The organism is Streptomyces sp. NPDC051219 (assembly GCF_040682335.1).
Taxonomy (GTDB): domain Bacteria; phylum Actinomycetota; class Actinomycetes; order Streptomycetales; family Streptomycetaceae; genus Streptomyces.
This window is the reverse complement of sequence record NZ_JBFBAS010000022.1, coordinates 67,644-92,285: the sequence shown is the minus strand read 5'-3', so window position 1 is coordinate 92,285 and position 24,642 is coordinate 67,644. Positions and strand designations below refer to the sequence as shown.

The following is a 24,642-nucleotide window of genomic DNA, read 5'->3' as shown; positions in this document are numbered from 1 at the left end:
ACCCCTTACAGCTTCATCAGGCTGGCGTCGTCGACCGAGGCCGAGTGGCGGGTACGGAAGAGCGACACGATGATCGCCAGACCGACCACGACCTCCGCGGCGGCGACGACCATCGTGAAGAACGCGATGATCTGGCCGTCGAGGTTGCCGTGCATCCGGGAGAAGGCGACGAGCGCGAGGTTGCAGGCGTTCAGCATCAACTCGATGCACATGAAGACGACGATCGCGTTCCGCCTGATCAGCACCCCGGCAGCGCCGATGGTGAACAGCAGCGCGGCGAGATAGAGGTAGTTGACCGGGTTCACTTGCTGACCTCCTCTTCGCGGTCACCGTCACGGTCACGGCCGAGCCGGTCCGCCGACTTCTGCTCCAGCGCCTTGAGATCGGCGATCGCCTCGATCGACACGTCGCGGATCTGGCCCCGGGCGCGCAGCGTCTTGTTGACGGTGAGCTCGGACGGGGTGCCGTCCGGGAGCAGACCGGCGATGTCCACCGCGTTGTGCCGGGCGTAAACGCCGGGCGCGGGCAGCGGCGGGAGCTGCTTGCCGGTCCGTACGCGCCGCTCCGACAGCTCGCGCTGGGTCGCGGCGCGCTCGGTGCGCTCACGGTGGGTCAGCACCATCGCGCCGACGGCCGCGGTGATCAGCAGCGCGCCGGTGATCTCGAAGGCGAAGACGTACTTGGTGAAGATGAGGGCGGCCAGGCCCTCGACGTTTCCTGCGGAGTTGACCCGGCCGAGCCCGTTGAAGGTCGTCAGCGACGCGTTGCCGAGGCCGGCGATCAGCAGGATGCCGAAGCCGAGTCCGCAGGCGGCGGCCAGCCAGCGCTGGCCCTTGAGCGTCTCCTTCAGGGAGTCCGCCGCCGTCACACCGACCAGCATCACGACGAACAGGAAGAGCATCATGATCGCGCCGGTGTAGACGATGATCTGGACGACGCCCAGGAAGTACGCGCCGTTGGCGAGGTAGAAGACTGCCAGGATGATCATGGTCCCGGCGAGACTCAGCGCACTGTGCACGGCCTTCTTCATCAGGATGGTGCCCAGCGCGCCAATCACGGCGATCGTGCCCAGCACCCAGAACTGGACGGCCTCACCCGTGGAGGTGGTGGATGCCGCGGCGGCGAAGGCGCTCATCGTCCGATCACCTTCTCCGACGCCGGCTCGTTCTCGCCGAAGTCCGAAGCGCCCTCCTGCGGCGTCTCGCCCTTCGACGCGGCCACCTGGCGGACCGTGCCGGGCGCGGCCTCCGTCACCAGGCCCCGGTAATAGTCCTGCTCGTCAGTGCCGGGGAAGATCGAGTGCGGTGTCTCGACCATGCCCTCGTCGAGCCCCGAGAGCAGCTGCTCCTTGGTGTAGATGAGGGCTTCGCGGCTGCTGTCGGCCAGTTCGAACTCGTTGGTCATCGTCAGCGCCCGGGTGGGGCACGCCTCGATGCACAGCCCGCACAGGATGCAGCGGGCGTAGTTGATCTGGTAGACGCGGCCGTACCGCTCACCCGGGGAGTAGCGCTCCTCCTCGGTGTTGTCCGCGCCCTCCACGTAGATCGCGTCTGCGGGGCAGGCCCAGGCGCACAGCTCGCATCCGATGCACTTCTCCAGCCCGTCCGGATGCCGGTTGAGCTGGTGCCGCCCGTGGAAGCGCGGCGCCGTGATCTTCTGCTGCTCCGGGTACTGCTCGGTCAGCCGCTTCTTGAACATGGCCTTGAAGGTCACGCCGAAACCGGCGACAGGATTCTGGAAGTCAGGCACCGTCGGCCTCCTCGCCATTGGGTGTCTCGGCCGTACTCGCGCCCACCGCCGCCGGCCGTTGCTCCTGCCGGGACTTGCGGCGGGGTACGGGCGGCAGTGTCTGGCCGGGCTTCGGCGGTACGGGGTAGCCGCCCGCCATGGGGTCGAAGGGCGCCTCGTCCTCGACGGGGGCCGCTTCCTTCTCCCTCTTGTCGCGGAAGATGTCCGCCACGAAGGAGAGGAGCAGGACCGCGACGACCGCGCCTCCGACGTACAGCACGATCTGCTGGAAGTCGTAGTTCTCGTTGCGCAGCGCCCGCACGGTCGCGACCAGCATCAGCCAGACCACCGAGACCGGGATCAGGACCTTCCAGCCGAGCTTCATGAGCTGGTCGTAGCGGACGCGTGGCAGCGTGCCGCGCAGCCAGATGAAGAAGAACAGCAGCAGCTGGACCTTGATGACGAACCAGAGCATCGGCCACCAGCCGTGGTTCGCGCCCTCCCAGAAGGTGCTGATCGGGTACGGGGCCCGCCAGCCGCCCAGGAAGAGGGTGACCGAGACGGCCGAGACGGTGACCATGTTGACGTACTCGGCCAGCATGAACATCGCGAACTTGATCGACGAGTACTCGGTGTTGAAGCCGCCGACCAGGTCGCCTTCGGACTCCGGCATGTCGAAGGGGGCACGGTTGGTCTCGCCCACCATCGTGACGACGTAGATGATGAAGGAGACCGGCAGCAGGATGATGAACCAGCGGTCCGCCTGCGCCTCGACGATCGCCGACGTCGACATCGACCCGGAGTAGAGGAAGACGGAGGCGAAGGCCGCGCCCATCGCGATCTCGTACGAGATCATCTGGGCGCACGAGCGCAGGCCGCCGAGCAGCGGGTACGTCGATCCGGACGACCAGCCGGCGAGGACGATGCCGTAGATGCCGACGGAGGCGACCGCGAGGATGTAGAGCATGGCGATCGGCAGGTCGGTGAGCTGCATCGTCGTCCGCTGGCCGAAGATCGAGACCTCGTTGCCCGCCGGACCGAACGGGATCACGGCGATCGCCATGAAGGCCGGGATCGCGGCGACGATCGGCGCGAGGACGTAGACGACCTTGTCCGCCCGCTTGACGATCACGTCTTCCTTGAGCATCAGCTTGATGCCGTCGGCGAGCGACTGGAGCATGCCCCAGGGACCGTGCCGGTTCGGCCCGATGCGCAGCTGCATCCAGGCGACCACCTTGCGTTCCCAGACGATGGAGAAGAGCACGGTGATCATCAGGAAGGCGAAGCAGAAGACGGCCTTGACGGCGACGAGCCACCAGGGGTCCCGGCCGAACATGCTGAGGTCTTCAGCGGCGAAGTACGTCATGCCGACACCTCCGGTGCGTTCACGGCGCCGCCGATGCGGACCAGATCGCCCGGATGGGCGCCGGTGTCGGTGGCGACGCCGCGGCCGGCGGAGTTGAGCGGCAGCCACACCACGCCGTCCGGCATGGGGGTGACCTGGAGGGGCAGTTGAACCGTGCCCGAGGGGCCGGTCACCGCCAGCAGGTCGCCGTCCTTGACGCCCGTCCCGGCCGCGGTGGCGGCGGAGAGCCGGGCCACGGCCGCGTGGCGGGTGCCGGCCAGCGCCTCGTCGCCGTCCTGAAGACGGCCCTGGTCGAGGAGGAGCCGGTGGCCCGCGAGGAGGGCCTCGCCCTTCGCCGGGCGGGGCAGCGGGCGCGCCGACTCGGCCGGATCGCCCGCGTGCTCGCCGGTCCAGGCGCCGAGGCGGTCCAGTTCGGCGTGTACGGCCCGCACGTCCGGCAGCGCGAACGGCACGTCGAGCGCGTCGGCGAGCATGTGCAGCACCCGTGCGTCCGACGGGGCCAGCCGGCGCGTCATCTGGTCGGGCTTGAGCGCGGCCTCGAACGGCCTCAGCCTGCCTTCCCAGTTGAGGAACGCGCCCGCCTTCTCGGCGACCGCGGCGACCGGGAGGACCACGTCCGCCCGCTCGGTGACCTCGCTCGGCCGCAGTTCCAGGGACACCAGGAACCCGACCGCGTCAAGAGCCCCGCGCGCCCGCTCCGGGTCCGGCAGGTCCGCGACCTCGACGCCCGCGACGAGCAGGGCGCCCAATTCGCCGGTGGCCGCGGCCTCCAGGATCTGGCCGGTGTCGCGGCCGTAGCGGTGCGGGAGTTCGGCCACCCGCCAGACGGCGGCGACCTCCTCGCGGGCCCGCGGGTCGGTGGCCGGCCGGCCTCCGGGCAGCAGTGACGGGATCGCGCCCGCCTCCACCGCCCCCCGCTCGCCCGCCCGGCGCGGGATCCACACCAGAGCGGCGCCGGTCGCGCCGGCGGCCCGTACGGCGGCGGTCAGCGCGCCCGGGACGGCGGCCAGCCGCTCGCCGACCACGATGACCGACCCGGGGGCGCGCAGCGCCTCCGCGGCCTGCTGTGCGCGCTCGTCCTGCGCGGTGCCGGCCGAGAGTGCGTCCAGCCACTCGGTCTCGGTGCCGGGGGCCGCCGGGAGCAGCGTCCCGCCCGCCTTCTGCAGACCGCGCGTGACATGCGTGGCCAGCGAGAACGTCCGCTGCCCGTACTTGCGGTAAGCCTTGCGCAGCCTGAGGAAGACGCCGGGCGCCTCCTCCTCCGACTCGAACCCGGCGAGCAGGACGGCCGGGGCCTTCTCCAGGGAGGTGTACGTGACACCCGTGCTGTCGAGGTCCCGTCCGCGTCCGGCGACGCGGGAGGCCAGGAAGTCGGCCTCCTCGCTGCTGTGCACGCGGGCCCGGAAGTCGATGTCGTTGGTGTCCAGGGCCACCCGCGCGAACTTCGCGTACGCGTAGGCGTCCTCGACGGTGAGCCGGCCGCCGGCCAGCACACCGGCCCGGCCCCGTGCGGCGGAGAGGCCGCGGGCGGCCGCCTCCAGCGCCTCGGGCCAGCTCGCCGCTTCCAGCACACCGTCCGCGTTGCGTACGAGCGGGCTGGTGAGCCGGTCGGGACGCTGCGCGTAACGGAACGCGAAGCGGCCCTTGTCGCAGATCCACTCCTCGTTGACCTCGGGATCGTCGGCCGCGAGCCGCCGCATGACCTTGCCGCGCCGGTGGTCGGTGCGGGTGGCGCAACCGCCTGAGCAGTGCTCGCAGACGCTCGGCGACGACACGAGGTCGAAGGGCCGGGAGCGGAACCGGTAGGCCGCCGACGTCAGCGCTCCTACCGGGCAGATCTGAATGGTGTTCCCGGAGAAGTACGACTGGAAGGGGTCGCCCTCGCCGGTGCCGACCTGCTGGAGCGCCCCGCGCTCGAGCAGCTCGATCATCGGGTCACCCGCGACCTGGTTGGAGAACCGGGTGCAGCGGGCGCACAGGACGCACCGCTCGCGGTCGAGCAGCACCTGCGTGGAGATGGGCACGGGCTTCTCGAACGTCCGCTTCCTGCCCTCGAAGCGGGACTCGGCGCCGCCGTGCGACATGGCCTGGTTCTGCAGGGGGCACTCGCCGCCCTTGTCGCAGACCGGGCAGTCCAGCGGGTGGTTGATGAGCAGCAGCTCCATCACACCGCGCTGGGCCTTCTCGGCCACCGGCGAGGTGAGCTGGGACTTCACGACCATGCCGTCGGTGCAGGTGATGGTGCACGAGGCCATCGGCTTGCGCTGGCCCTCGACCTCGACGATGCACTGCCGACAGGCGCCGGCCGGGTCGAGGAGCGGGTGGTCGCAGAAGCGCGGGATCTCGATGCCGAGCAGCTCGGCGGCGCGGATGACCAGAGTGCCCTTGGGGACGCTGATCTCGATGCCGTCGATCGTCAGCGAGACCAGGTCCTCGGGCGGGACTGCCGCCTCGCCACCGCCGGAGGGGGCGTTGGTGGTGACGGTCATGCGTTCACCCCCTGGTGAGAGTTCTTGTCGTCGGCCCAGAGGGTCGATTTCGCGGGGTCGAAGGGGCAGCCACGGCCGGTGATGTGCTGCTCGTACTCCTCGCGGAAGTACTTCAGCGAGGAGAAGATCGGCGAGGCGGCGCCGTCGCCCAGGGCGCAGAAGGACTTGCCGTTGATGTTGTCGGCGATGTCGTTCAGCTTGTCGAGGTCCGACATTTGGCCGTTGCCGGCCTCGATCTCGCGGAGCAACTGGACCAGCCAGTACGTGCCCTCACGGCAGGGTGTGCACTTGCCGCAGGACTCGTGGGCGTAGAACTCGGTCCACCGGGTCACGGCCCGTACGACGCACGTGGTCTCGTCGAAGCACTGCAGCGCCTTGGTGCCGAGCATCGACCCGGCGGCGCCCACGCCCTCGTAGTCCAGCGGTACGTCGAGGTGCTCGTCGGTGAACATGGGAGTCGAGGAGCCGCCCGGGGTCCAGAACTTCAGCCGGTGGCCCGGGCGCATGCCGCCGCTCATGTCGAGCAGCTGGCGCAGGGTGATGCCGAGCGGGGCCTCGTACTGGCCGGGGTTGGCGACATGGCCGCTCAGCGAGTACAGCGTGAAGCCCGGGGACTTCTCGCTGCCCATCGACTTGAACCACTCCTTGCCCCGGCTGATGATCGCGGGAACGGACGCGATGGACTCCACGTTGTTCACCACAGTGGGGCACGCGTACAGACCCGCGACCGCGGGGAAGGGGGGACGCAGCCGGGGCTGGCCGCGGCGGCCTTCGAGCGAGTCCAGCAGCGCGGTCTCCTCACCGCAGATGTACGCGCCGGCGCCCGCGTGGACGGTGAGTTCCAGGTCGAGACCGCTGCCCAGGATGTCCGTGCCGAGGTAGCCGGCCGCGTACGCCTCGCGGACCGCTTCGTGCAGCCTGCGCAGCACCGGCACGACCTCGCCGCGCAGATAGATGAACGCGTGCTGCGAGCGGATCGCGTAGCAGGCGATCACGATTCCCTCGATAAGGGAGTGCGGATTGGCGAAGAGGAGCGGAATGTCCTTGCAGGTGCCCGGTTCCGACTCGTCGGCGTTGACGACGAGGTAGTGCGGCTTTCCGTCGCCCTGCGGAATGAACTGCCACTTCATTCCGGTGGGGAAGCCCGCGCCGCCGCGTCCGCGCAGACCGGAGTCCTTGACGTACGCGATCAGGTCGTCCGGTGACATCGCGAGGGCCTTCTTGAGGCCTTCGTATCCGTCGTGACGCTTGTACGTCTCCAGCGTCCAGCTGTCCGCCACGTCCCAGAACGCCGACAGGACGGGTGCGAGCAGCTTCTCGGGGCTCGTCTCCCCGCCGGCCTCCGGCTGGGAGGCGCCCCCGTATTCGGTGGACATGGTCATCACTCCCCCTCCTCGGCGTCGCGCGGGTGCACCACACGCGGCAGCGCCTCGCCCTTGGCGAGCCGCAGGCCCGCCAGTGAGGCGGGGCCCGCGCCGCCGGACGCCTCGACGGCGCCGGGGCGCTCGTCGGGGAAGCCGGCCAGGATGCGGGCGGTCTCCTTGTATGTGCACAGGGGCGCCCCGCGAGTGGGGGAGACCTGCCGTCCTGCCCGCAGGTCGTCGACGAGCTGCTTCGCGGACTCGACGGTCTGGTTGTCGAAGAACTCCCAGTTGACCATCACCACGGGGGCGAAGTCGCAGGCCGCGTTGCACTCGATGTGCTCCAGCGTGACCTTGCCGTCGTCGGTGGTCTCGCTGTTGCCGACGCCCAAGTGGTCCTTCAGCTCGTCGAAGATGGCGTCGCCGCCCATCACCGCGCACAGGGTGTTGGTGCAGACCCCCACCTGGTAGTCGCCCGACGGCTTGCGGCGGTACATCGAGTAGAAGGTGGAGACGGCGGTGACCTCGGCGGTGGTCAGGCCCAGTACCTCGGCGCAGAAACGGACGCCGGTGCGGGTGACGTACCCCTCCTCCGCCTGCACGAGATGCAGGAGCGGCAGCAGGGCGGACCGGCTGTCGGGGTAGCGGGCGATCACCTCCTTCGCGTCCGCTTCGAGCCTGCCGCGTACGTCGGCCGGGTAGTCGGGAGCGGGGAGCTGCGGCATCCCCAGACTCACCTCTTGATTTGCTGGTGTGGCTGTCACCGGTCGACGCCTCCCATCACGGGGTCGATGGACGCGACGGCGACGATGACGTCGGCGACCTGGCCGCCCTCGCACATCGCCGCCATGGCCTGCAGATTGGTGAAGGACGGGTCCCGGAAGTGGACCCGGTAGGGGCGCGTGCCGCCGTCGGAGACGACATGGACGCCCAGTTCGCCCTTGGGCGACTCGACGGCGGTGTACGCCTGCCCGGCCGGCACCCGGAAGCCCTCGGTCACCAGCTTGAAGTGGTGGATCAGAGCCTCCATGGAGGTGCCCATGATCTTCTTGATGTGGTCGAGCGAGTTGCCGAGCCCGTCCGGGCCGAGCGCGAGCTGCGCCGGCCAGGCGATCTTCTTGTCGGCGACCATCACCGGTCCGGGCTCCAGCCGGTCCAGGCACTGCTCGACGATCCGCAGCGACTGCCGCATCTCCTCGAGACGGATCAGGAAGCGGCCGTAGGAGTCGCAGGTTTCGGCGGTCGGGACGTCGAAGTCGTACGTCTCGTATCCGCAGTAGGGGTCGGTCTTGCGCAGGTCGTGCGGCAGGCCCGCCGAGCGCAGGATCGGTCCGGTGGCGCCGAGCGCCATGCAGCCGGCCAGGTCGAGATAGCCGACGTCCTGCATACGCGCCTTGAAGATCGGGTTGCCGGTGGCGAGCTTGTCGTACTCCGGCAGGTTCTTCTTCATGGTCTTGACGAACTCGCGCATCTGGTCGACCGCGCCCGGCGGCAGGTCCTGGGCGAGTCCGCCGGGCCGGATGAAAGCGTGGTTCATCCGGAGGCCGGTGATGAGTTCGTAGATGTCGAGAATGAGTTCTCGATCCCGGAAGCCGTAGATCATGATCGTCGTGGCGCCCAGTTCCATACCGCCGGTCGCGATGCACACCAGGTGCGACGAGAGCCGGTTGAGCTCCATCAGCAGGACCCGGATGATCGTCGCCCGGTCGGGGATCTGGTCCTCGATACCGAGCAGCTTCTCGACGCCGAGGCAGTACGCCGTCTCGTTGAAGAACGGCGTCAGGTAGTCCATGCGCGTAACGAACGTCGTGCCCTGCACCCAGTTCCGGTACTCGAGGTTCTTCTCGATGCCGGTGTGCAGGTAGCCGATGCCGCAGCGGGCTTCGGTGACCGTCTCGCCGTCGATCTCCAGGATGAGCCGGAGAACGCCGTGCGTGGACGGGTGCTGCGGTCCCATGTTGACGACGATGCGCTCGTCGTCGGCCTTGGCCGCGGACTGGACGATCTCGTCCCAGTCGCCGCCGGTGACGGTGTAGACGGTGCCTTCGGTGGTGGCCCTTGGCGTTGCGTGGGGAGTGGTCACGAGTACGACCTCCGCTGGTCCGGAGCCGGGATCTGGGCGCCCTTGTACTCGACGGGGATGCCGCCGAGCGGATAGTCCTTGCGCTGCGGGAAGCCCTGCCAGTCGTCCGGCATCATGATCCGGGTGAGGGCCGGGTGCCCGTCGAAGACGATGCCGAAGAAGTCGTACGCCTCGCGCTCGTGCCAGTCGTTGGTCGGGTAGACCTCGACCAGGGACGGGATGTGCGGGTCCGCGTCGGGCGCGGTGGCCTCCAGCCGGATCAGCCGCCCGTGGGTGACCGAGCGCAGGTGGTAGACCGCGTGCAGTTCGCGTCCCTTGTCCTCCAGGTAGTGGACCCCGGAGACGCCCGTACAGAGCTCGAAGCGCAGGGCCGGGTCGTCGCGCAGGGTCCGCGCCACCTGGAGCAGGTGCTCGCGCGCGATGTGGAAGGTCAGCTCGCCGCGGTCGACCACGGTCTTCTCGATGGTGTTCCCCGGGACGAGTCCCTGCTCTTCGAGGGCGCCCTCGAGCTCGTCGGCGACCTCGTCGAACCACCCGCCGTAGGGCCTCGGCGAGGCCCCGGGCAGGGTCACGGTCCGGACGAGTCCGCCGTAGCCGGAGGTGTCGCCGCCGCCCGCGGCACCGAACATGCCCCTGCGTACGCCGATGACCTCACCGGTGTCGTCCCGCTGGGCAGGAACGTTGTTTCCGTTCCGCTGCTCGTCACTCACCGCAGCAGCCCCTTCATCTCAATGGTGGGGAGCGCCTTCAGGGCCGCTTCTTCCGCCTCGCGAGCGGCTTCTTCCTGGTTCACCCCGAGCTTGGTGTTCTGGATCTTGTGATGGAGCTTGAGGATGGCGTCCATCAGCATCTCGGGGCGGGGCGGGCATCCGGGCAAATAGATATCGACAGGAACAATGTGATCAACACCCTGCACAATGGCGTAATTGTTGAACATCCCACCCGATGACGCACAAACCCCCATGGAGATAACCCACTTGGGGGCGGGCATCTGGTCGTAGACCTGCCGCAGGACCGGCGCCATCTTCTGGCTGACCCGCCCGGCCACGATCATCAGGTCCGCCTGGCGCGGAGAGCCCCGGAAGACCTCCATGCCGAAGCGGGCCAGGTCATAGCGGCCGGCGCCGGTGGTCATCATCTCGATGGCACAACAGGCGAGGCCGAAGGTCGCGGGGAAGACGGAGGATTTACGCACCCAGCCCGCGGCCTGCTCGACGGTGGTCAGCAGAAAGCCGCTCGGCAGCTTCTCTTCGAGTCCCATTGGTAAGGCCCCTCAGTCCCATTCCAGGCCGCCGCGCCGCCATACGTACGCGTAGGCAACGAAGACGGTGAGCACGAAGAGCAACATCTCCACGAGCCCGAAAAGCCCCAGGGCGTCGAAGGTGACGGCCCAGGGATAGAGGAAGACGATCTCGATGTCGAAAATGATGAAGAGCATCGCCGTCAGGTAGTACTTGATCGGGAAGCGACCGCCTCCGGCCGGCGTGGGAGTGGGTTCGATACCGCACTCGTATGCCTCAAGCTTCGCCCGGTTGTACCTCTTTGGGCCGATAAGCGTGGCCATGACCACGGAAAAGATCGCAAACCCTGCCCCGAGGGCGCCGAGCACGAGGATGGGTGCGTAAGCATTCACGCTCCTCGCTCCTTCCAGTCGTCCTTGACCGTTGGACCGCTGCCGGACGCGCGCCCCGCCTCAGGAAGATCGTGCTCATGTGAGGCAGTTCACAAGCCGGACTGCTGCGCATCCTATGCCCGTCGGTCTGTGATCTGCGACACGGGGTCCCACAACGACTTTGTGATCTCCACCACCACTCGAACGATCATGAAGCTGGATGAGCGGTGATCTTCATACGTGAAGCACTCATCTGATTACCAGTTGTGACATCCGTGCGCGTTACCCCTGGTCGCAGGCGTGCGGCCTACCAAGCGCCGACCCGCCCGAGCAAATTGGCAATGGACAGAATCGGGTGATAAAGGAGCGGGTCGCACGGTAGAGGGAGCCGCCGGGACGGAAGTGGACGCGCACACCTCTCCACGAAGCCGAGAGGCCGGCCCCGCCGTGATTATTCTGTGACCTCCACCACACCTGTTTCGCTCCGATAAAAGCGGGCTTGGCCAACGGTGTGAACGGATGGTAAGCGCCAGGCAATTCGGGCGTACTGCCGATAACCCGTGATCACAGCCCTGCCGCGGCCAGTCCGATTCGTCCGTTACGGCGTCAATAAGGCCCGCAGAGCGCCCGATTCGCGGCTTCGGAGAGCAACTGTGGCGCAACCCACGTTTCTTGAAGGGAACCGCGAACCCCTGATAGCGGTTGTCCTCATGTCCCACACCGCTCACATACCCAGCCACCGGAAGCCCCGCCGCAGCGCGTCGAAACTCGCGCTCCGAGCCGGAGTTGCCGGTGGCGTCCTCAGCACCATCGCGGTGGCCGGTGCGGCCGGGCCGGCGAATGCCGAGCCGGTGACCGAGACCATCGAGATGCCCACCCTGACCTCCGGGCTGTCCTCCGCCGTCGCCAAGTCCGCGGACGCCACCCAGCAGGCCGCGCTCGGCTACGAGCTGCAGGCCCAGGAGGACAGCGCCCGCACCACCGCCGAGGCGGCCGCCAAGAAGTCCAAGGACGAGGCGGAGCGCAAGGCCGAGGCCAAGGCCAAGGCTGAGGAGGCCGCGAAGGCCAAGGCCGAGGAGCGCGCCTCGCGTTCCTCCGGCCGTACGACGCTCAGCACGCTCTCCAGCTCCTCGAACGGGAGCGGCTCGGCCGCGACCGTCGTCGCCTTCCTCAAGGCGCAGCTCGGCGACGCGTACGTCATGGGCGCCACCGGCCCGAACTCGTGGGACTGCTCCAGCCTCGTCCAGGCCGCCTTCCGGCAGGTCGGCGTGGACCTCCCCCGCGTCTCGCAGGACCAGTCGCTGGCCGGCACCCAGGTGGGCACCTCCAACCTCCAGGTCGGCGACATCCTCTACTGGGGCAGCGCCGGTTCCGCCTACCACACCGGTGTCTACATCGGCGACGGCAAGTACCTCGACGCCGCTAACCCAGGCAAGGGCGTAGTGATCCAGGACCTGTCGGGCTACCCGGCGACCGGCGCGGTCCGCGTTCTCTGACACGTCAGACCGCCCACGCAGGCCACGCGACGACGAAAGGGCCGCAGCTCCCCCGCTCGGGGGTGGAGCTGCGGCCCTTTCGTCGTGCCCGGCCGTCGGGGGCCCCTGAGGCCGCCAAGCGGCCTCAGGCTTTCGGGGCCACCTTGCTCAGCCCGTTGATGATGCGGTCCATCGCGTCGCCGCCCGTCGGGTCGGTGAGGTTCGCCAGCATCTTCAGCGTGAACTTCATCAGCAGGGGGTGGGTCAGGCCGCGCTGGGTCGCGATCTTCATGACCTTCGGGTTGCCGATGAGCTTCACGAAGGCACGGCCCAGCGTGTAGTAGCCGCCGTAGGTGTCCTTGAGGATCTTCGGGTAGGCGTGCAGCGCCAGTTCGCGCTGTGCCGGGGTCTGCCGGGCGTGCGCCTGCACGATGACGTCCGCCGCGATCTGACCGGACTCCATGGCGTACGCGATGCCCTCGCCGTTGAACGGGTTGACCAGGCCGCCCGCGTCCCCGACCAGCAGCAGCCCCTTGGTGTAGTGCGGCTGGCGGTTGAAGGCCATCGGGAGCGCGGCGCCGCGGATCGGCATCGTCATGTTGTCCGGGGTGTAGCCCCAGTCCTCCGGCATCGAGGCGCACCACGCCTTGAGCACCTCGCGCCAGTCCAGCTCCTTGAAGGAGCCGGAGGTGTTCAGGACACCCAGGCCGACGTTGGACGTGCCGTCGCCCATGCCGAAGATCCAGCCGTAGCCCGGCAGCAGCCGGTCCTCGCCCGGTCCGCGCCGGTCCCACAGCTCGAGCCACGACTCCAGGTAGTCGTCGTCGTGGCGGGGGCTGGTGAAGTACGTCCGTACGGCCACGCCCATCGGGCGGTCCTCACGGCGGTGCAGGCCCATGGCAAGCGACAGCCGGGTGGAGTTGCCGTCGGCGGCGACCACCAGCGGTGCGTGGAAGGTGACCGGGATCTTCTCCTCGCCCATCTTGGCGTGGACGCCCGTGATCCGGCCCGTCCGGTCGTCGACGACCGGCGCGCCCACGTTGCAGCGCTCGTACAGCCGTGCGCCCGCCTTCTGCGCCTGGCGGGCCAGCTGCTCGTCGAAGTCGTCGCGCTTGCGCACCAGTCCGTAGTCCGGGTAGCTGGCGAGGTCCGGCCAGTCCAGTTGCAGCCGGACACCGCCGCCGATGATCCGCAGGCCCTTGTTGCGCAGCCAGCCGGCCTCTTCCGAGATGTCGATGCCCATGGCGACGAGCTGCTTGGTGGCGCGCGGCGTGAGGCCGTCACCGCACACCTTCTCGCGCGGGAAGGCGGTCTTCTCCAGCAGGAGGACGTCGAGCCCGGCCTTGGCCAGGTAGTACGCGGTCGTGGAGCCGGCGGGCCCAGCCCCGACGACGATCACATCTGCGGTGTGTTCGGAGAGGGGCTCGGTCACGGCGGGATCTCCCGAAGACTCGATATTGCGTGCCGAACGGCACAGGACATGTGCAGTCTATGCAGCAGCACTCACCGGTCTCCTGAAGGGCTGCCTCCATGACCAAGCCGCTCCCCGTCGTCCAGCTCCGCGTGCCCACCGAGGAAGACGCGTTCGCGTGGCACCGGGTCTTCGACGACCCGGAGGTGATGGAGTTCCACGGCGGCAAATCCGCCGAACTCTCGGTGTACGAGGAGCTGACCGCCCGCCAGCGGATGCACGACGCCGCACACGGCTTCTGCCTGTGGACCATGCTCGACGAGGGCGGCTCGGTCATGGGCTTCACCGGCGCCCAGCCCTGGCCGCACGCGTGGGGCCCGGCGGGCGAGATCGAGATCGGCTGGCGGCTGGGCCGCGCCTACTGGGGGCAGGGGTACGCGACCGCCGCCGCGGAAGCCACGCTGGAGCGGGTACGGGCGGCCGGGCTGAAGGAGGTGGTGGCGATGGTCGATGCCGCCAACGAGCGCTCCATCGCGGTCACCCGGCGGCTCGGTATGGAGTTGGCCGAGACGCTGTACACGCCGGTGTCCAAGAAGAAGTGCTACCGCTTCCGGGCGGAGCTTTAGCTTCCGGGCGGGGCTTCAGCGTCCGTACGGAACCGCAGGCGCCCGTACGGAACCGCAGGCGCCCGTCAGAACACCGAAAGCCCGGTGAGCGTGGTGAAACTGTCCAGGGCCGCCACACCGGCCACCGAGTTCCCCCTCGCGTCCAGGCCGGGGCTCCACACGCACAGCGTGCAGCGCCCCGGCACGACCGCCACGATCCCGCCGCCGACCCCGCTCTTGCCCGGCAGCCCGACGCGGTGGGCGAACTCCCCGGCCGCGTCATACGTACCGCAGGTGAGCATCACCGCGTTGATCTGCTTGGCCTCGCTGCGGGTCAGCAGCCGGCTGCCGTCGGCGCGGAGTCCGTGGCGGGCCAGGAAGCGGGCCGCAAGCGCGAGATCGGCGCAGCTCATCTCGATCGAGCACTGCCAGAAGTAGTGGTCGAGAAGGGTGGGGACCGGGTTGGTGATGTTGCCGTACGAGGCCATGAAGTGGGCCAGGGCGGCATTGCGGTCGCCGTGCGCGGCCTCCGACTCGGCGACCTCCGGATCGAAGGCGAGTTCCGGGTTCCCGCTCTCCTCGCGCAGGAACTCCAGGAGTTCGCTGCTCGCGTCGCCGGTCAGCGTCTGCAGGCGGTCCGTGACGACGAGCGCGCCCGCGTTGATGAACGGGTTGCGGGGGATCCCGTTCTCGTACTCCAGTTGCACCAGGGAGTTGAAGGGGTTGCCGGACGGCTCCCGGCCGACCTGCCGCCAGAGGCTGTCGCCGCCCTGCGCCAGTGCGAGCGCCAGTGTGAAGACCTTGGTGATGGACTGGGCGGAGAAGGGGCGCTGCCAGTCCCCCACTCCGTACACCGTGCCGTCCACATCGGCGAGAGCCATGCCGAAGCGGTGCGGATCCACGGAGGCGAGAGCCGGAATGTACTCAGCGGGGCGGCCGCCGCCGATCCGCGGCGCGACATCCTCGGCGACCCGCTCCAGGACGGCCTGGTAGTCCACGTCAGGACTCAGTCCACGGGCTTGGTGCCGCGGTGCAGAGCGACGATTCCGCCGCTCAGGTTGCGCCACGCCACCTTGGTCCAGCCGGCCTGCCTGAGCAGGGCCCCCAGCGCGGGCTGGTCGGGCCAGGCGCGGATGGACTCGGCGAGGTAGACGTATGCGTCGGGGTTGCTGGAGACGGCCCTCGCGACCGGCGGCAGGGCCCGCATCAGGTATTCCGTGTAGACCGTGCGGAACGGCGCCCACGTCGGGTGCGAAAACTCGCAGATCACCACCTGGCCGCCGGGCTTGGTGACCCGGTACAGCTCGCGCAGCCCCGCGCCGGTGTCCTGCACGTTGCGCAGGCCGAACGAGATCGTCACCTTGTCGAACACGCCGTCGCGGAAGGGGAGTCTCGTCGCGTCGCCGGCGGTGAGCGGCAGATGCGGATGGCGCTTCTTGCCCTCCCGCAACATGCCGAGCGAGAAGTCGCACGGAACGACGTACGCACCGGTGGCGGCGAACGGCAGCGAGGAGGTTGCCGTGCCGGCCGCGAGGTCGAGGACGTTCTGCCCCGGCCGGGCGTCCACCGCCTTGGCGACCTCCCTGCGCCACAGCCGGTCCTGGCCGAGCGAGAGCACGTCGTTGGTGAGGTCGTAGTTCGCCGCCACGTCGTCGAACATCGAGGCGACTTCGTGCGGCTGCTTGTTCAGGGATGCGCGGGTCACGCCGCCATTGTGTCCTGCGGACCGCCGGACACGGTTCTCAGGGTCGTGTCGGCGCCACGGCCGGCCGCCGGGGTGGCACCGGGGCGGCGACATCAGCGTGAACGGTGGACGAGCCGGCCGCCGAGGACGGTGGCGACGCAACTCGTGGCACCGGCGGCCTGCAGCGCGGCCTCGTCCGGCACGTCGAACGCGGCGAGGTCGGCGCGACCGCCCACGGCGAGCGGGGTGTGTACGGAGCCCGCCAGGTCATACCCCTCGACGAAAGGGTCGAGGTTCGGGCCGTCGAGGAGGATGCCGGGCCCACCGAGCTGCGGGACGACGGTCAGCCCGGAGCGGGCTACCGCGGTCCGCAGGAGGGGGTCGTCCCGCTTGACGGCCAGCGCCGTGGTGCCGTGCCGCAGCATCCGCTGCAGTCCGCGCCGCACACTGCCGGCCCAGCGGGCGTCGTCCAGCTCCAGCCGCTCCAACGCCTCCCCGGACAGCGGCAGTTCGCCGAGCTCGTCGGCCTCCCGCGGGTCGGGGTGGTAGCAGCGCTTCAGCAGCCAGGTGCCGTGCCACTGGCGGAGTCCGGGCGTGAGCACGCCGGGCCAGCGCCGGACACGGGCCTGCGGATACGCCGCCGCCAGCTCCTCGTACGGGCCGATGGCCGCGATCCGGTCGCCGTCGACGACGACCGCGCCGACCGGCACCGGCGCCGCGCCGACCGGCAGTACCAGCGGCGCGGCATGCATCGTCAGCAAGGTGGCCTCAGTTCGAGGCGATGAGCTTCAGCTCGGGATGGGCCGTGCCGCCGTCGATCGCCGTGGACGAGATGTGCGAGGCGACGCGCTCGTCGACCGGGTCGTTCGCCGGGTCGTCGTGCACGAGCAGGTGCTCGTACGTCGTCGCGCGCTGGGCCGGGACCCTGCCCGCCTTGCGGATCAGGTCGATGATTTCCAGCCGGTTCGACCGGTGCTTCGCGCCCGCCGACGACACCACGTTCTCCTCGAGCATGATCGAGCCGAGGTCGTCCGCGCCGTAGTGCAGCGACAGCTGGCCGACCTCCTTGCCCGTGGTCAGCCAGGAACCCTGGATGTGGGCGACGTTGTCGAGGAAGAGGCGCGCGACCGCGATGATGCGCAGGTACTCGAAGAGCGTGGCCTGCGTGCGGCCCTTCAAGTGGTTGTTCTCCGGCTGGTAGGTGTACGGGATGAAGGCCCGGAAGCCGCCCGTCCGGTCCTGTACGTCGCGGATCATGCGCAGGTGCTCGATGCGCTCGGCGTTCGTCTCACCCGTACCCATGAGCATGGTCGAGGTGGACTCGACCCCCATCCGGTGCGCGATCTCCATGATCTCCAGCCAGCGCTCACCGGACTCCTTGAGCGGGGCGATCGCCTTGCGCGGCCGGGCCGGCAGCAGCTCGGCGCCGGCGCCCGCGAAGGAGTCGAGGCCGGCCGCGTGGATGCGGGAGATGGCTTCCTCCACCGACACCGACGAGATCCGGGCCATGTGCTCGACCTCGGACGCGCCGAGGGAGTGGATGACCAGCTGGGGGTAGGCCTTCTTGATGGCCGAGAAGTGCTTCTCGTAGTACTCGACGCCGTAGTCCGGGTGGTGGCCGCCCTGGAACATGATCTGGGTTCCGCCCAGCTCGACGGTCTCCGCGCAGCGGCGCAGGATGTCGTCGAGGTCGCGGGTCCAGCCCTTCTCCGTGTCCTTCGGCGGGGCGTAGAACGCGCAGAACTTGCAGGCGGTCACACACACGTTGGTGTAGTTGATGTTCCGCTCGATGATGTACGTCGCGATGTGCTCGGTGCCCGCGTACCGACGACGGCGCACCGCGTCGGCGGCGGCGCCGAGCGCGTGCAGCGGGGCCGAGCGGTAGAGGTCGAGCGCCTCTTCCGGGGTGATCCGGCCACCCTCGGCAGCACGGTCGAGGACAGACTGCAGGTCGGCCTTCTCGGTCACCGGGGCGTCACCTTTCGGCGGTGGATCAGTGTTTCTGCGGACCGATCCAGCGTACGCCAGCACATCGCAGGCTCTGCGGGCCGGTCTGCCTGCGGGCCGGTCGCTCTCACGGCACCCGGTTAAGGTCTCCCTCCGGATTGCCCGCCAGCTTGTCCCCCGACTTGTAGTGCAGGCTGCCGCCCGCGTTGAGCGTGAACCGCTCGTTCGCCGAGCCGTTGGAGCAGATGCCGGGCGCCGGATTGGTGCCACCGCTGGTGTCGAGGACGAGGGACCGGTCGGTGGCCGACACCAGCTTCCAATCGCCGCTGCAGTCGGTCTTCGTACCCAGCAGGTCGATGACCGACCTGTCCCGGCCGACCACTTCGCCGACCTTGCCCTTCCTGATGGTGATCTCGAACGGCGTGCCCACCCCGGCGTTCAGGGTGACGGAGCCCTTCCAGGTACCGACCAGCGCGCCCGGGACCGTGCTCCGGGACCCCGCCGGCGGACTCTCCGCGTCCGCGGGCGGCGGGGACGAGGCCGCGGGTGGCTGCTTCCCCGCCGTGTCCTTGCCGTCCTCGCCGCGCCCAGGAAGCAGGTCCAGCACGAACACCCCGCCCACCGTCACAGCCGCCAGCGCCGCCGCCACCGCCAGGGCCACCGTGCAGCTCACCTTCCGGCCGCGCCGCTCCCCGTCGCCGACCGGCACCGAGTTCGCGGTGACCGAGACGGCGAGCCGGCCGGGCGAGGCGTCCTGCGGGTCGCGCGGCCGAGGCAGGCCCGCGCCGTACGACGGGTCGGGCGGCCCGAAGGCACCGACCGACGGCGGGACGACCGGGGGGCCGCCGACCGACGGGCTGCTGGAGGACGGGGTGTTGAAGGACGGGCTGCTGAACGGCACCGGTCCGGACGCGCCCGGCGCCGAGGTCTGCGGCTCCAGGTCGAGCAGCCGCACCGCGGCCCGGCTCACCTGCTCGACCATCGGGCCCGGCAGCCAGCCCCCCGCGACCAGCGCGGCCGCGCCGCCACCCGGCGCGAGGCGCTCGGCGATCTCGCGCGGGCCGGGCCGGGTGCCCGGCGCCTTGGCCAGGCAGTCGGCGACCAGCCCGCGCAGCTCGCCGCGCAGGCCGTCGCCGAGCTCCGGATTTTCGTGGACGACCTTGTAGAGGAGGGTCGCGGAGTTGTCGCCGGGGAAGGGCGGAGTGCCGGACGCCGCGTACGCGAGCACGGCCCCGAGTGAGAAGACGTCGGCTGCGCCGGTGACCCCCTTGCCGAGGATCTGCTCGGGAGACATGTAGCCGGGCGAGCCGATCGAGACGCCGGTGGAGGTCAGCGATGCGGTGCCGTCCGTGGCCCGCGCGATGCCGAAGTCGATGAGCCGGGGCCCGTCGAGGGTGAGCAGCACATTCGACGGCTTCACGTCGCGGTGTACGAGTCCCAGCTCGTGCACGGCTGCCAGCGCCTCCGCGAGCCCGGCGCCCAGCGTCCGTACCGAATGCTCGGGCAGCGGACCGTACTCCCCGATCGCCTGCCCCAGCGCCGGGCCCGCCACATAGCCGGTGGCCACCCACGGCACGGACGCGTCCGGGTCTGCGTCGAGGACGGGAGCTGTCCAGTCCCCGCCGACCTGCCGGGCGGCCTCGACCTCGCGGCGGAAGCGGGCCCGGAACTCTTCGTCCGAGGCGAAGTGCGGGTGCACGACCTTGACGGCGACGGTTCGGCCGCCGGCGCTGCGCCCCAGATAGACCCGGCCCATGCCACCCGCGCCGAGCCGGCCGAGCAGCCGGTAGGCGCCGATGGTCTGCGGTTCGCCGGCTTCGAGCGGCTGCATGGCGTCGACCTCCCCCTCGGACCCCGAGGTGCCCCGCGGTCCCCGCGGCCCCCTGAGATTTCCGATCAGCCTATGCCCCCGGGTGTCGGGGATCACCCGGATCGGGGGCGGCTCCGAGCGAACCAAAACGCCCCATCGCCCCTCTCTCCGGTCGAAATTCACCCCGCTCGTCCGCGACCCAGCGCCTCCGGAGCCATGCCATGAAACGCCTGCCCGCCGCCTTCACAGCCGTCGCCGCCCTCGCCCCGGTCGCCCTGATCACGGGCTGCTCCGACGAGGGCGCACCGGTCAGCTTCGACGGCCCGAGCGCGCCGCCCCCTGCCGCCACGCCCTCCGGGGAGAACGGGAAGAACCAGCTCTCGGAGGCCGAACGGAAGACGCTGATGCCCACCGGCCCCAAGGCGGACTTCACCAGGCAGAACTCCGTCGACGACGGCACAGAGATCGGTGTGACCACTCTGCACGGCAGGAAGTCGGGCTTCACGGGCAAGGTGTGGGTGTGGGCCCCCAAGCAGTACTTCGACCCGAAGTACGCGCAGAGCGGCTTCCCGGTACTGATCGCCCTGCCCGGCGGCAACGGCTACCCGAACAACTACTGGATGGGGACCGACCTCAAGCTGCAGAGCAGCATCAGCAAGTGGTCGCGGGAGGGCGGGAGCCTCCCCTTCATCGTGGTGATGCCCGTGCTCAACCCGGACGCCGACCACTACTACGACGGCAGCGACATACCCGGGCAGCCGAAGATGGGCACCTGGATGACGGAGGACGTGCCCGACTTCGTCAAGGCGAACTTCCGCACCTTCAAGTCCCGGGACGGCTGGGCGTTCATGGGCTCCTCGTCCGGTGGCTTCGTCGGCCTGAAGTCCGTGTTGAAGAAGCCTGAGCAGTTCAAGGCCGTGATCGCCTCGGGCCCGGACATCGTGCCGGACTCACCGCTGTGGAGCGGCCACGAGGAGGAGCGGCAGGCCAACAACCCGGAGAAGCTCGCTCAGGCGCTGGCGGCGAAGCCTGGAGCCCCGGACGTGTATCTGGCGTTCCAGGCCGGCACCAGGGAGTCCGGCGTGGCCGGACTGAAGAATTTCATCAGGAACTACGGCAAGGGCCCGGTGAAGACCCGCCTCCAGCTCATCCAGAACGGCTCGCACAATGCCAAGACGTACGTGACGGGCATGGGGGACGGATCGATCAGGTGGATCAGCGACCACATGCAGGCGCCGATCCGCTCCGAGTGACCGTCCGGTCCGGATGATCCGGTCCGGGAAGGGGCCGGTCCCTGGCCTCAGCCGCCGAGCAGCTCGACGTTCACATTGGCCGGGAAGCCGGTCGTGGGCCCGGTCCGGCGGGCGAATTCGCGTACGCCCGCCAACTGGTCCGGCCCGAACCGGAAGTCCAGCGTCGTGAAGTAGCGCTTCAGCAGATCCGCGTCGAAGGCCTCCCAGCGTGCCGCCTGTTCGGCGACCTTGGCGACCTCCTCGAGGGACAGGTCGCGGGAGGCCAGGAACGCCTCGTGCACCTTCTCCACGACGAGGGGCTCGCGGGCCAGGTAGTCCTTGCGCGCCGCCCAGACGGCGAACACGAAGGGCAGCCCGGTCCACTCCTTCCACATCAGCCCCAGATCGTGCACCTCCAGGCCCAGCCGGGGCGCGTCGTGCAGGGAGGCGCGCAGTGCCGCGTCCCCGATCAGCACGGCCGCTTCGGCCTCCTGCATCATCACCCCGAGGTCGGGGGGGCAGGTGTAGTAGTCGGGCTCGACCCCGTACTGCTCGGCGAGGAGCAGCTGCGCGAGCCGTACCGACGTACGTGACGTCGAACCGAGCGCGACCCGCGCCCCGTCGAGCCGGCTCAGCGGCACCTGGGAGACGATCACGCAGGACATGACGGGTCCGTCGCAGCCGACCGCGAGGTCGGGGAAGGCGACGAGCTGGTCGGCGTGCCGCAGGAACTCGACCAGGGTGATGGGCGAGATGTCCAGGTCGCCCGCCACCAGGCGCTCGCTGAGCTTCTCGGGGGTGTCCTTCGTCAGCTCGAGATCGAGGAGTGTCCCGGTCCTGGCGAGCCCCCAGTAGAGGGGCAGGCAATTCAGGAACTGGATGTGACCGACACGCGGCCGGCCGCGACGGTGGCCGTCGGTTGCTGTGTCTGCTTCGGTGTCCACATCGCGAGGCTAGCCCCGGCATCTCCGTCAGCACGTCAGAGGGGTGCCAAACGTCCGGGTGAAGTGATCCTTTCCCTCTACCCCTCAGCCGACTCTGCGTGCTAGGCTCATCGCAAGTTGCAGTTTGGTTTCCCTTGCAGTACAGAGCCTGCGGAGCATGTGACCCGCAGGCTTTTGTAGTTTTCAGACTTCTTAGCAGGTTCTGGAGCAGGGCAACCCTTTGGCCCAAGGAGGGCTTATGGCTACCGGAACCGTGAAGTGGTTCAACGCTGAAAAGGGCTTCGGCTTCATCGCCCAGGACGGCGGCGGCCCGGATGTCTTCGTCCACTACTCCGCGATCAACGCGTCTGGCTTCCGCTCCCTCGAGGAGAACCAGACCGTGAACTTCGACGTCACGCAGGGTCCGAAGGGCCCGCAGGCTGAGAACGTCACCCCGGCCTAGTTGCCCGGGCCGACCGGATCGCGGTCGGAGTTAGCAGTACCCAAGGAGCCCTGCTCCCCACCTCGGTGGGGAGCAGGGCTCCTGCCTTTGCCCGTCTCGGCCGGCCCGCCTCGCCGCTACGGCTGGGGCGACGGGGCGGGGTCCGCCGGCTTTTCCTTGACCGTCAGGGTGACGTCCAGGGTGACGCCCTCGGGCGTGGTCAGGCGGAGCGTGTAGGTGCCCGGCTTCTCGTCCGTGAAGATCTCCGGAAGCACGGCCCTGCCGTCCGCGCCGGTCGCCGGGAGCGTGAGCGTGCGGACCGGCTTGCCGTCCTTGTCCTTGAAGAACGGGCCCGCCTCGGCCGGGACCCACTCGCCCTTCTCGTCCTTGGTGACCATGCTCGCGGTGAGCACCGTGCCCGCGACCGCCTTGCCCTTGGCGGTCGCCAGGATGCCGACCGGTTCGGCGAAGCTGTCACCCGCGACGGTCTCCAGCGGCTGATCACTCGTCCGGGCCAGCGCGTCTGCCACAGGGGCGGGCGCGGGCCTGACGGTGGCGCTGAAGCCGATGGCGGGCAGACCGCGGGCCGGGACCGTGGCCCGTACGGCGAAGGTGCCCGGCCGCTCGCCGGCCGAGATCACGGGGGCGGTGGCACGCCCGTCGGCGGCGGTGTTGACCACGGCGGTCTTCCGGCCCGAGGGGAAGCGGGCATCGGTGTCGCCGACGATCTCGAACAGCACGCCTTCCCCGGCGGCCGGCTTGCCGTCGCTCTTGCCTGCCCTGACCTGAGGGCGGGTCGCGAAGTCGGCACCCGCTACTGCGGTCAGAGAGGAACTGCCGACCCGCTCCAGCTTGTTCACCGTGGGGGCCGGAGGCGTGGGCTTGCCCGGGTTCGCCGGCTTGCCCGGCGGAGTGGGCTTCGTGGGCGGCGTCGTCGGCGGGGTGGAGGGCGTCTTCGGCGGAGTCGGGACGACCGGAGTGACCGGCGTCTCCGGTACCGGATTGACCACGGCCGGCGGGTTGGGTACCTCGGCGGCGCCGTCCTGCTGGTACGTACGCATCCAGGAGAGAACCGTGTTCACGTACTCCCGGGAGCGGTTGTAGCTGAGTACCGCCTTGTCCAGGTCCTCGGCCTTGGCCAGGTCACGGTCACCGGCGCACAGGTACATGCCCGTGCCGAGCGCGGCGTCGTAGATGTTGTTCGGATCGCGCTTGCCGTCGCCGTTGCCGTCCATCTCCCAGTCCGCCCACGTCGACGGGATGAACTGGGTCGGGCCGATCGCCCGGTCGAACTCGGTGTCGCCGTCCCAGCGCCCGTCGTCCGTGTCCTTGATCAGCGCGAACTGCTTGCCGTCCAGACGCGGTCCGCGGATCGGCTTCTCGGTGGACCCGTCCGCCTTCAGGCCGTAGCCGGAGGCGTGTACGGACTCCACCCGGCCGATGCCAGCGATCAGCTCCCAGGGCAGGTGGCAACCGGGCAGGGCGGCAGCCACCGAGGTCGCCGCCCGCTTGTACGCGTCGAGGGCGGTTCCGGGTATGCCGGCGGCCCCCTCCGGGCTGCCCGGCGGAGCAGGTGGGTTGACCACCAGGTCGGGCAACTCCAGTCGCGCGTTGCCACGGTCCTGCGCCTGCGGGCTGTCGGGCGTGGGCTCCGACTCCCCCGCTCCGGCGGTCGTCGGCGAGCTGACGACGGCGGCAGTGGTCAGGGTGGCCGCGAGCGCGGCGGCGCACAGCACTTGACGGGTTACGTTGATGAGATGACGGCGAAGAGGCTTCACAGTGCGGTGGTCCCCCTGGGCGTGCGCTGGCCGATCGGGCCGTGAACGACCTCTGTGTCTATCAGGTCGCGCCGCCCCCGTCTGCACCAGCCCCCACATCCTTTACCGAAAGCCCGGACTGAATCCCTTTTGTCTACCTCCTGTTCACGAAAGGTGCTTCAGCGTCTCCCCCGTCCGACACCCGGTCAGCCCACTTGCGGCGCGGGCCGGAAGTACGGCAGTCCGGCGTCGGTCAGATCCACGCCGGGCGTGCGGCCCGCGACGGCGTCCGTGCTGCCGCGCAGGGCGACATGGGCCGCGCAGCCGCAGCGGCCGGCCTGCGGGGCGGGGCAGTCAGCCAGCCCTTGCCGGAGGCGGGCCAGGTCGTCGGGAGTCAGCCCCCGGGTCCAGTCCATGTCCCAGGGCTCCTCCCACGGGTCGTTCCAGCAGTCGTGCGAGAACGTCCAGTAGGCGCCGTGCCCGCACCCGGGGCAGCCCAGGACCTTCACGTGGTCGTACACGACCTGGTGGCCGGCCTCTTCGTGCGGAACACCACGCCCATGAACACTGACGAGCGTCTGCCGTTCGGCTCCGCAACGGTCGCACTCCCGATCGAGGGGCATGCGCGGGAGTGTAGGGGTGGAGGCGGCGGGGCGGGGTGGGCGGCTGGCCGGAGCAGCGGAATACGACGGCCGGCCAACCCCGGCCTCCCGGAAC

General features: G+C 69.6%; 24 protein-coding genes. 4 read left to right on the top strand and 20 right to left on the bottom strand.

Annotation, left to right across the window (positions count from 1 at the left end; genetic code table 11):
• Nucleotides 1-5 precede the first annotated feature (5 nt).
• The 11 genes from nuoK to AB0M62_RS23490 are packed head-to-tail and all read right to left on the bottom strand — an operon-like array spanning nucleotide 6 to nucleotide 10,660.
• The gene (gene nuoK / locus AB0M62_RS23540; RefSeq protein ID WP_366076252.1) at nucleotides 6-305 is read right to left on the bottom strand and encodes an NADH-quinone oxidoreductase subunit NuoK; all 300 of its coding nucleotides are present in this window, start codon (nucleotides 303-305) and stop codon (nucleotides 6-8) included.
• Nucleotides 302-1,135 carry an NADH-quinone oxidoreductase subunit J gene (locus AB0M62_RS23535; RefSeq protein ID WP_366076251.1) on the bottom strand — a complete coding sequence of 278 codons (834 nt, stop codon included), beginning with the start codon at nucleotides 1,133-1,135 and terminating at the stop codon, nucleotides 302-304. The genes nuoK and AB0M62_RS23535 overlap by 4 nt, the downstream gene beginning before the upstream one ends.
• Nucleotides 1,132-1,767, bottom strand: coding sequence for an NADH-quinone oxidoreductase subunit NuoI (gene nuoI / locus AB0M62_RS23530; protein ID WP_366076250.1), 636 nt, complete (start codon nucleotides 1,765-1,767; stop codon nucleotides 1,132-1,134). Before nuoI ends, AB0M62_RS23535 begins: the two co-directional genes overlap by 4 nt.
• Nucleotides 1,742-3,094: an NADH-quinone oxidoreductase subunit NuoH gene (gene nuoH, locus AB0M62_RS23525; RefSeq protein WP_366076249.1), complete on the bottom strand. Its 1,353-nt coding sequence runs from the start codon at nucleotides 3,092-3,094 to the stop codon at nucleotides 1,742-1,744. Before nuoH ends, nuoI begins: the two co-directional genes overlap by 26 nt.
• The gene (locus tag AB0M62_RS23520) at nucleotides 3,091-5,583 is read right to left on the bottom strand and encodes an NADH-quinone oxidoreductase subunit G (protein WP_366076248.1); all 2,493 of its coding nucleotides are present in this window, start codon (nucleotides 5,581-5,583) and stop codon (nucleotides 3,091-3,093) included. The genes nuoH and AB0M62_RS23520 overlap by 4 nt, the downstream gene beginning before the upstream one ends.
• The gene (gene nuoF, locus AB0M62_RS23515; RefSeq protein ID WP_366076247.1) at nucleotides 5,580-6,965 is read right to left on the bottom strand and encodes an NADH-quinone oxidoreductase subunit NuoF; all 1,386 of its coding nucleotides are present in this window, start codon (nucleotides 6,963-6,965) and stop codon (nucleotides 5,580-5,582) included. The genes AB0M62_RS23520 and nuoF overlap by 4 nt, the downstream gene beginning before the upstream one ends.
• Entirely contained in the window at nucleotides 6,965-7,708 is a 744-nt protein-coding gene (nuoE, locus tag AB0M62_RS23510) for an NADH-quinone oxidoreductase subunit NuoE (protein WP_366076246.1), read from the bottom strand. The genes nuoF and nuoE overlap by 1 nt, the downstream gene beginning before the upstream one ends.
• Nucleotides 7,705-9,027: an NADH-quinone oxidoreductase subunit D gene (locus AB0M62_RS23505; protein WP_366076245.1), complete on the bottom strand. Its 1,323-nt coding sequence runs from the start codon at nucleotides 9,025-9,027 to the stop codon at nucleotides 7,705-7,707. The genes nuoE and AB0M62_RS23505 overlap by 4 nt, the downstream gene beginning before the upstream one ends.
• A complete protein-coding gene (locus AB0M62_RS23500) occupies nucleotides 9,024-9,737 on the bottom strand; it encodes an NADH-quinone oxidoreductase subunit C (protein ID WP_366076244.1) in 714 nt (237 codons plus the stop codon). Before AB0M62_RS23500 ends, AB0M62_RS23505 begins: the two co-directional genes overlap by 4 nt.
• Nucleotides 9,734-10,288, bottom strand: a complete 555-nt coding sequence (locus tag AB0M62_RS23495) for an NADH-quinone oxidoreductase subunit B family protein (protein ID WP_366076243.1) — start codon at nucleotides 10,286-10,288, stop codon at nucleotides 9,734-9,736. The genes AB0M62_RS23500 and AB0M62_RS23495 overlap by 4 nt, the downstream gene beginning before the upstream one ends.
• 12 nt (nucleotides 10,289-10,300) lie before the next feature.
• On the bottom strand, nucleotides 10,301-10,660 hold the full coding sequence (locus AB0M62_RS23490) for an NADH-quinone oxidoreductase subunit A (protein WP_007490928.1): 360 nt from the start codon (nucleotides 10,658-10,660) through the stop codon (nucleotides 10,301-10,303).
• Nucleotides 10,661-11,349: 689 nt separating this feature from the next.
• Here AB0M62_RS23490 and AB0M62_RS23485 point away from each other — a divergent pair.
• A complete protein-coding gene (locus AB0M62_RS23485) occupies nucleotides 11,350-12,135 on the top strand; it encodes a C40 family peptidase (protein ID WP_366076242.1) in 786 nt (261 codons plus the stop codon).
• A gap of 124 nt (nucleotides 12,136-12,259) precedes the next feature.
• Here the strand turns inward: AB0M62_RS23485 and AB0M62_RS23480 are convergent, their stop codons facing one another.
• Complete coding sequence (locus AB0M62_RS23480; RefSeq protein ID WP_366076241.1) at nucleotides 12,260-13,546, bottom strand: geranylgeranyl reductase family protein; 1,287 nt, start codon at nucleotides 13,544-13,546, stop codon at nucleotides 12,260-12,262.
• A 98-nt stretch (nucleotides 13,547-13,644) separates the two neighbouring features.
• Between AB0M62_RS23480 and AB0M62_RS23475 the strand changes: the two genes are divergently transcribed.
• Complete coding sequence (locus AB0M62_RS23475) at nucleotides 13,645-14,151, top strand: GNAT family N-acetyltransferase (RefSeq protein ID WP_366076240.1); 507 nt, start codon at nucleotides 13,645-13,647, stop codon at nucleotides 14,149-14,151.
• Nucleotides 14,152-14,216: 65 nt separating this feature from the next.
• Here AB0M62_RS23475 and AB0M62_RS23470 read toward each other — a convergent pair whose 3' ends face one another.
• The 5 genes from AB0M62_RS23470 to AB0M62_RS23450 all read right to left on the bottom strand — a co-directional run bounded on the left by AB0M62_RS23470 (nucleotide 14,217) and on the right by AB0M62_RS23450 (nucleotide 19,592).
• A complete protein-coding gene (locus tag AB0M62_RS23470; RefSeq protein ID WP_366076239.1) occupies nucleotides 14,217-15,128 on the bottom strand; it encodes a glutaminase in 912 nt (303 codons plus the stop codon).
• An 8-nt stretch (nucleotides 15,129-15,136) separates the two neighbouring features.
• A complete protein-coding gene (locus tag AB0M62_RS23465; protein WP_366076238.1) occupies nucleotides 15,137-15,835 on the bottom strand; it encodes a demethylmenaquinone methyltransferase in 699 nt (232 codons plus the stop codon).
• Nucleotides 15,836-15,927: 92 nt separating this feature from the next.
• Entirely contained in the window at nucleotides 15,928-16,575 is a 648-nt protein-coding gene (locus AB0M62_RS23460; protein WP_366076237.1) for a hypothetical protein, read from the bottom strand.
• 7 nt (nucleotides 16,576-16,582) lie between these two features.
• Complete coding sequence (mqnC, locus tag AB0M62_RS23455; protein WP_366076236.1) at nucleotides 16,583-17,782, bottom strand: cyclic dehypoxanthinyl futalosine synthase; 1,200 nt, start codon at nucleotides 17,780-17,782, stop codon at nucleotides 16,583-16,585.
• Between the two features lie 106 nt (nucleotides 17,783-17,888).
• The gene (locus AB0M62_RS23450; protein WP_366076235.1) at nucleotides 17,889-19,592 is read right to left on the bottom strand and encodes a serine/threonine-protein kinase; all 1,704 of its coding nucleotides are present in this window, start codon (nucleotides 19,590-19,592) and stop codon (nucleotides 17,889-17,891) included.
• A 200-nt stretch (nucleotides 19,593-19,792) separates the two neighbouring features.
• Here AB0M62_RS23450 and AB0M62_RS23445 point away from each other — a divergent pair, with 200 nt between their 5' ends.
• Complete coding sequence (locus AB0M62_RS23445; protein WP_366076234.1) at nucleotides 19,793-20,824, top strand: alpha/beta hydrolase-fold protein; 1,032 nt, start codon at nucleotides 19,793-19,795, stop codon at nucleotides 20,822-20,824.
• 47 nt (nucleotides 20,825-20,871) lie between these two features.
• Here the strand turns inward: AB0M62_RS23445 and AB0M62_RS23440 are convergent, their stop codons facing one another.
• Entirely contained in the window at nucleotides 20,872-21,747 is an 876-nt protein-coding gene (locus tag AB0M62_RS23440) for a menaquinone biosynthesis protein (RefSeq protein ID WP_366076233.1), read from the bottom strand.
• 238 nt (nucleotides 21,748-21,985) lie between these two features.
• On the opposite strand from AB0M62_RS23440, the gene AB0M62_RS23435 reads away from it, so the two are divergent.
• The gene (locus AB0M62_RS23435) at nucleotides 21,986-22,189 is read left to right on the top strand and encodes a cold-shock protein (RefSeq protein ID WP_030012116.1); all 204 of its coding nucleotides are present in this window, start codon (nucleotides 21,986-21,988) and stop codon (nucleotides 22,187-22,189) included.
• Between the two features lie 116 nt (nucleotides 22,190-22,305).
• Here AB0M62_RS23435 and AB0M62_RS23430 read toward each other — a convergent pair whose 3' ends face one another.
• Nucleotides 22,306-23,946, bottom strand: coding sequence for a lytic transglycosylase domain-containing protein (locus AB0M62_RS23430; protein ID WP_366076232.1), 1,641 nt, complete (start codon nucleotides 23,944-23,946; stop codon nucleotides 22,306-22,308).
• 185 nt (nucleotides 23,947-24,131) lie between these two features.
• The gene (locus AB0M62_RS23425; RefSeq protein WP_366076231.1) at nucleotides 24,132-24,548 is read right to left on the bottom strand and encodes a hypothetical protein; all 417 of its coding nucleotides are present in this window, start codon (nucleotides 24,546-24,548) and stop codon (nucleotides 24,132-24,134) included.
• Nucleotides 24,549-24,642 lie beyond the last annotated feature (94 nt).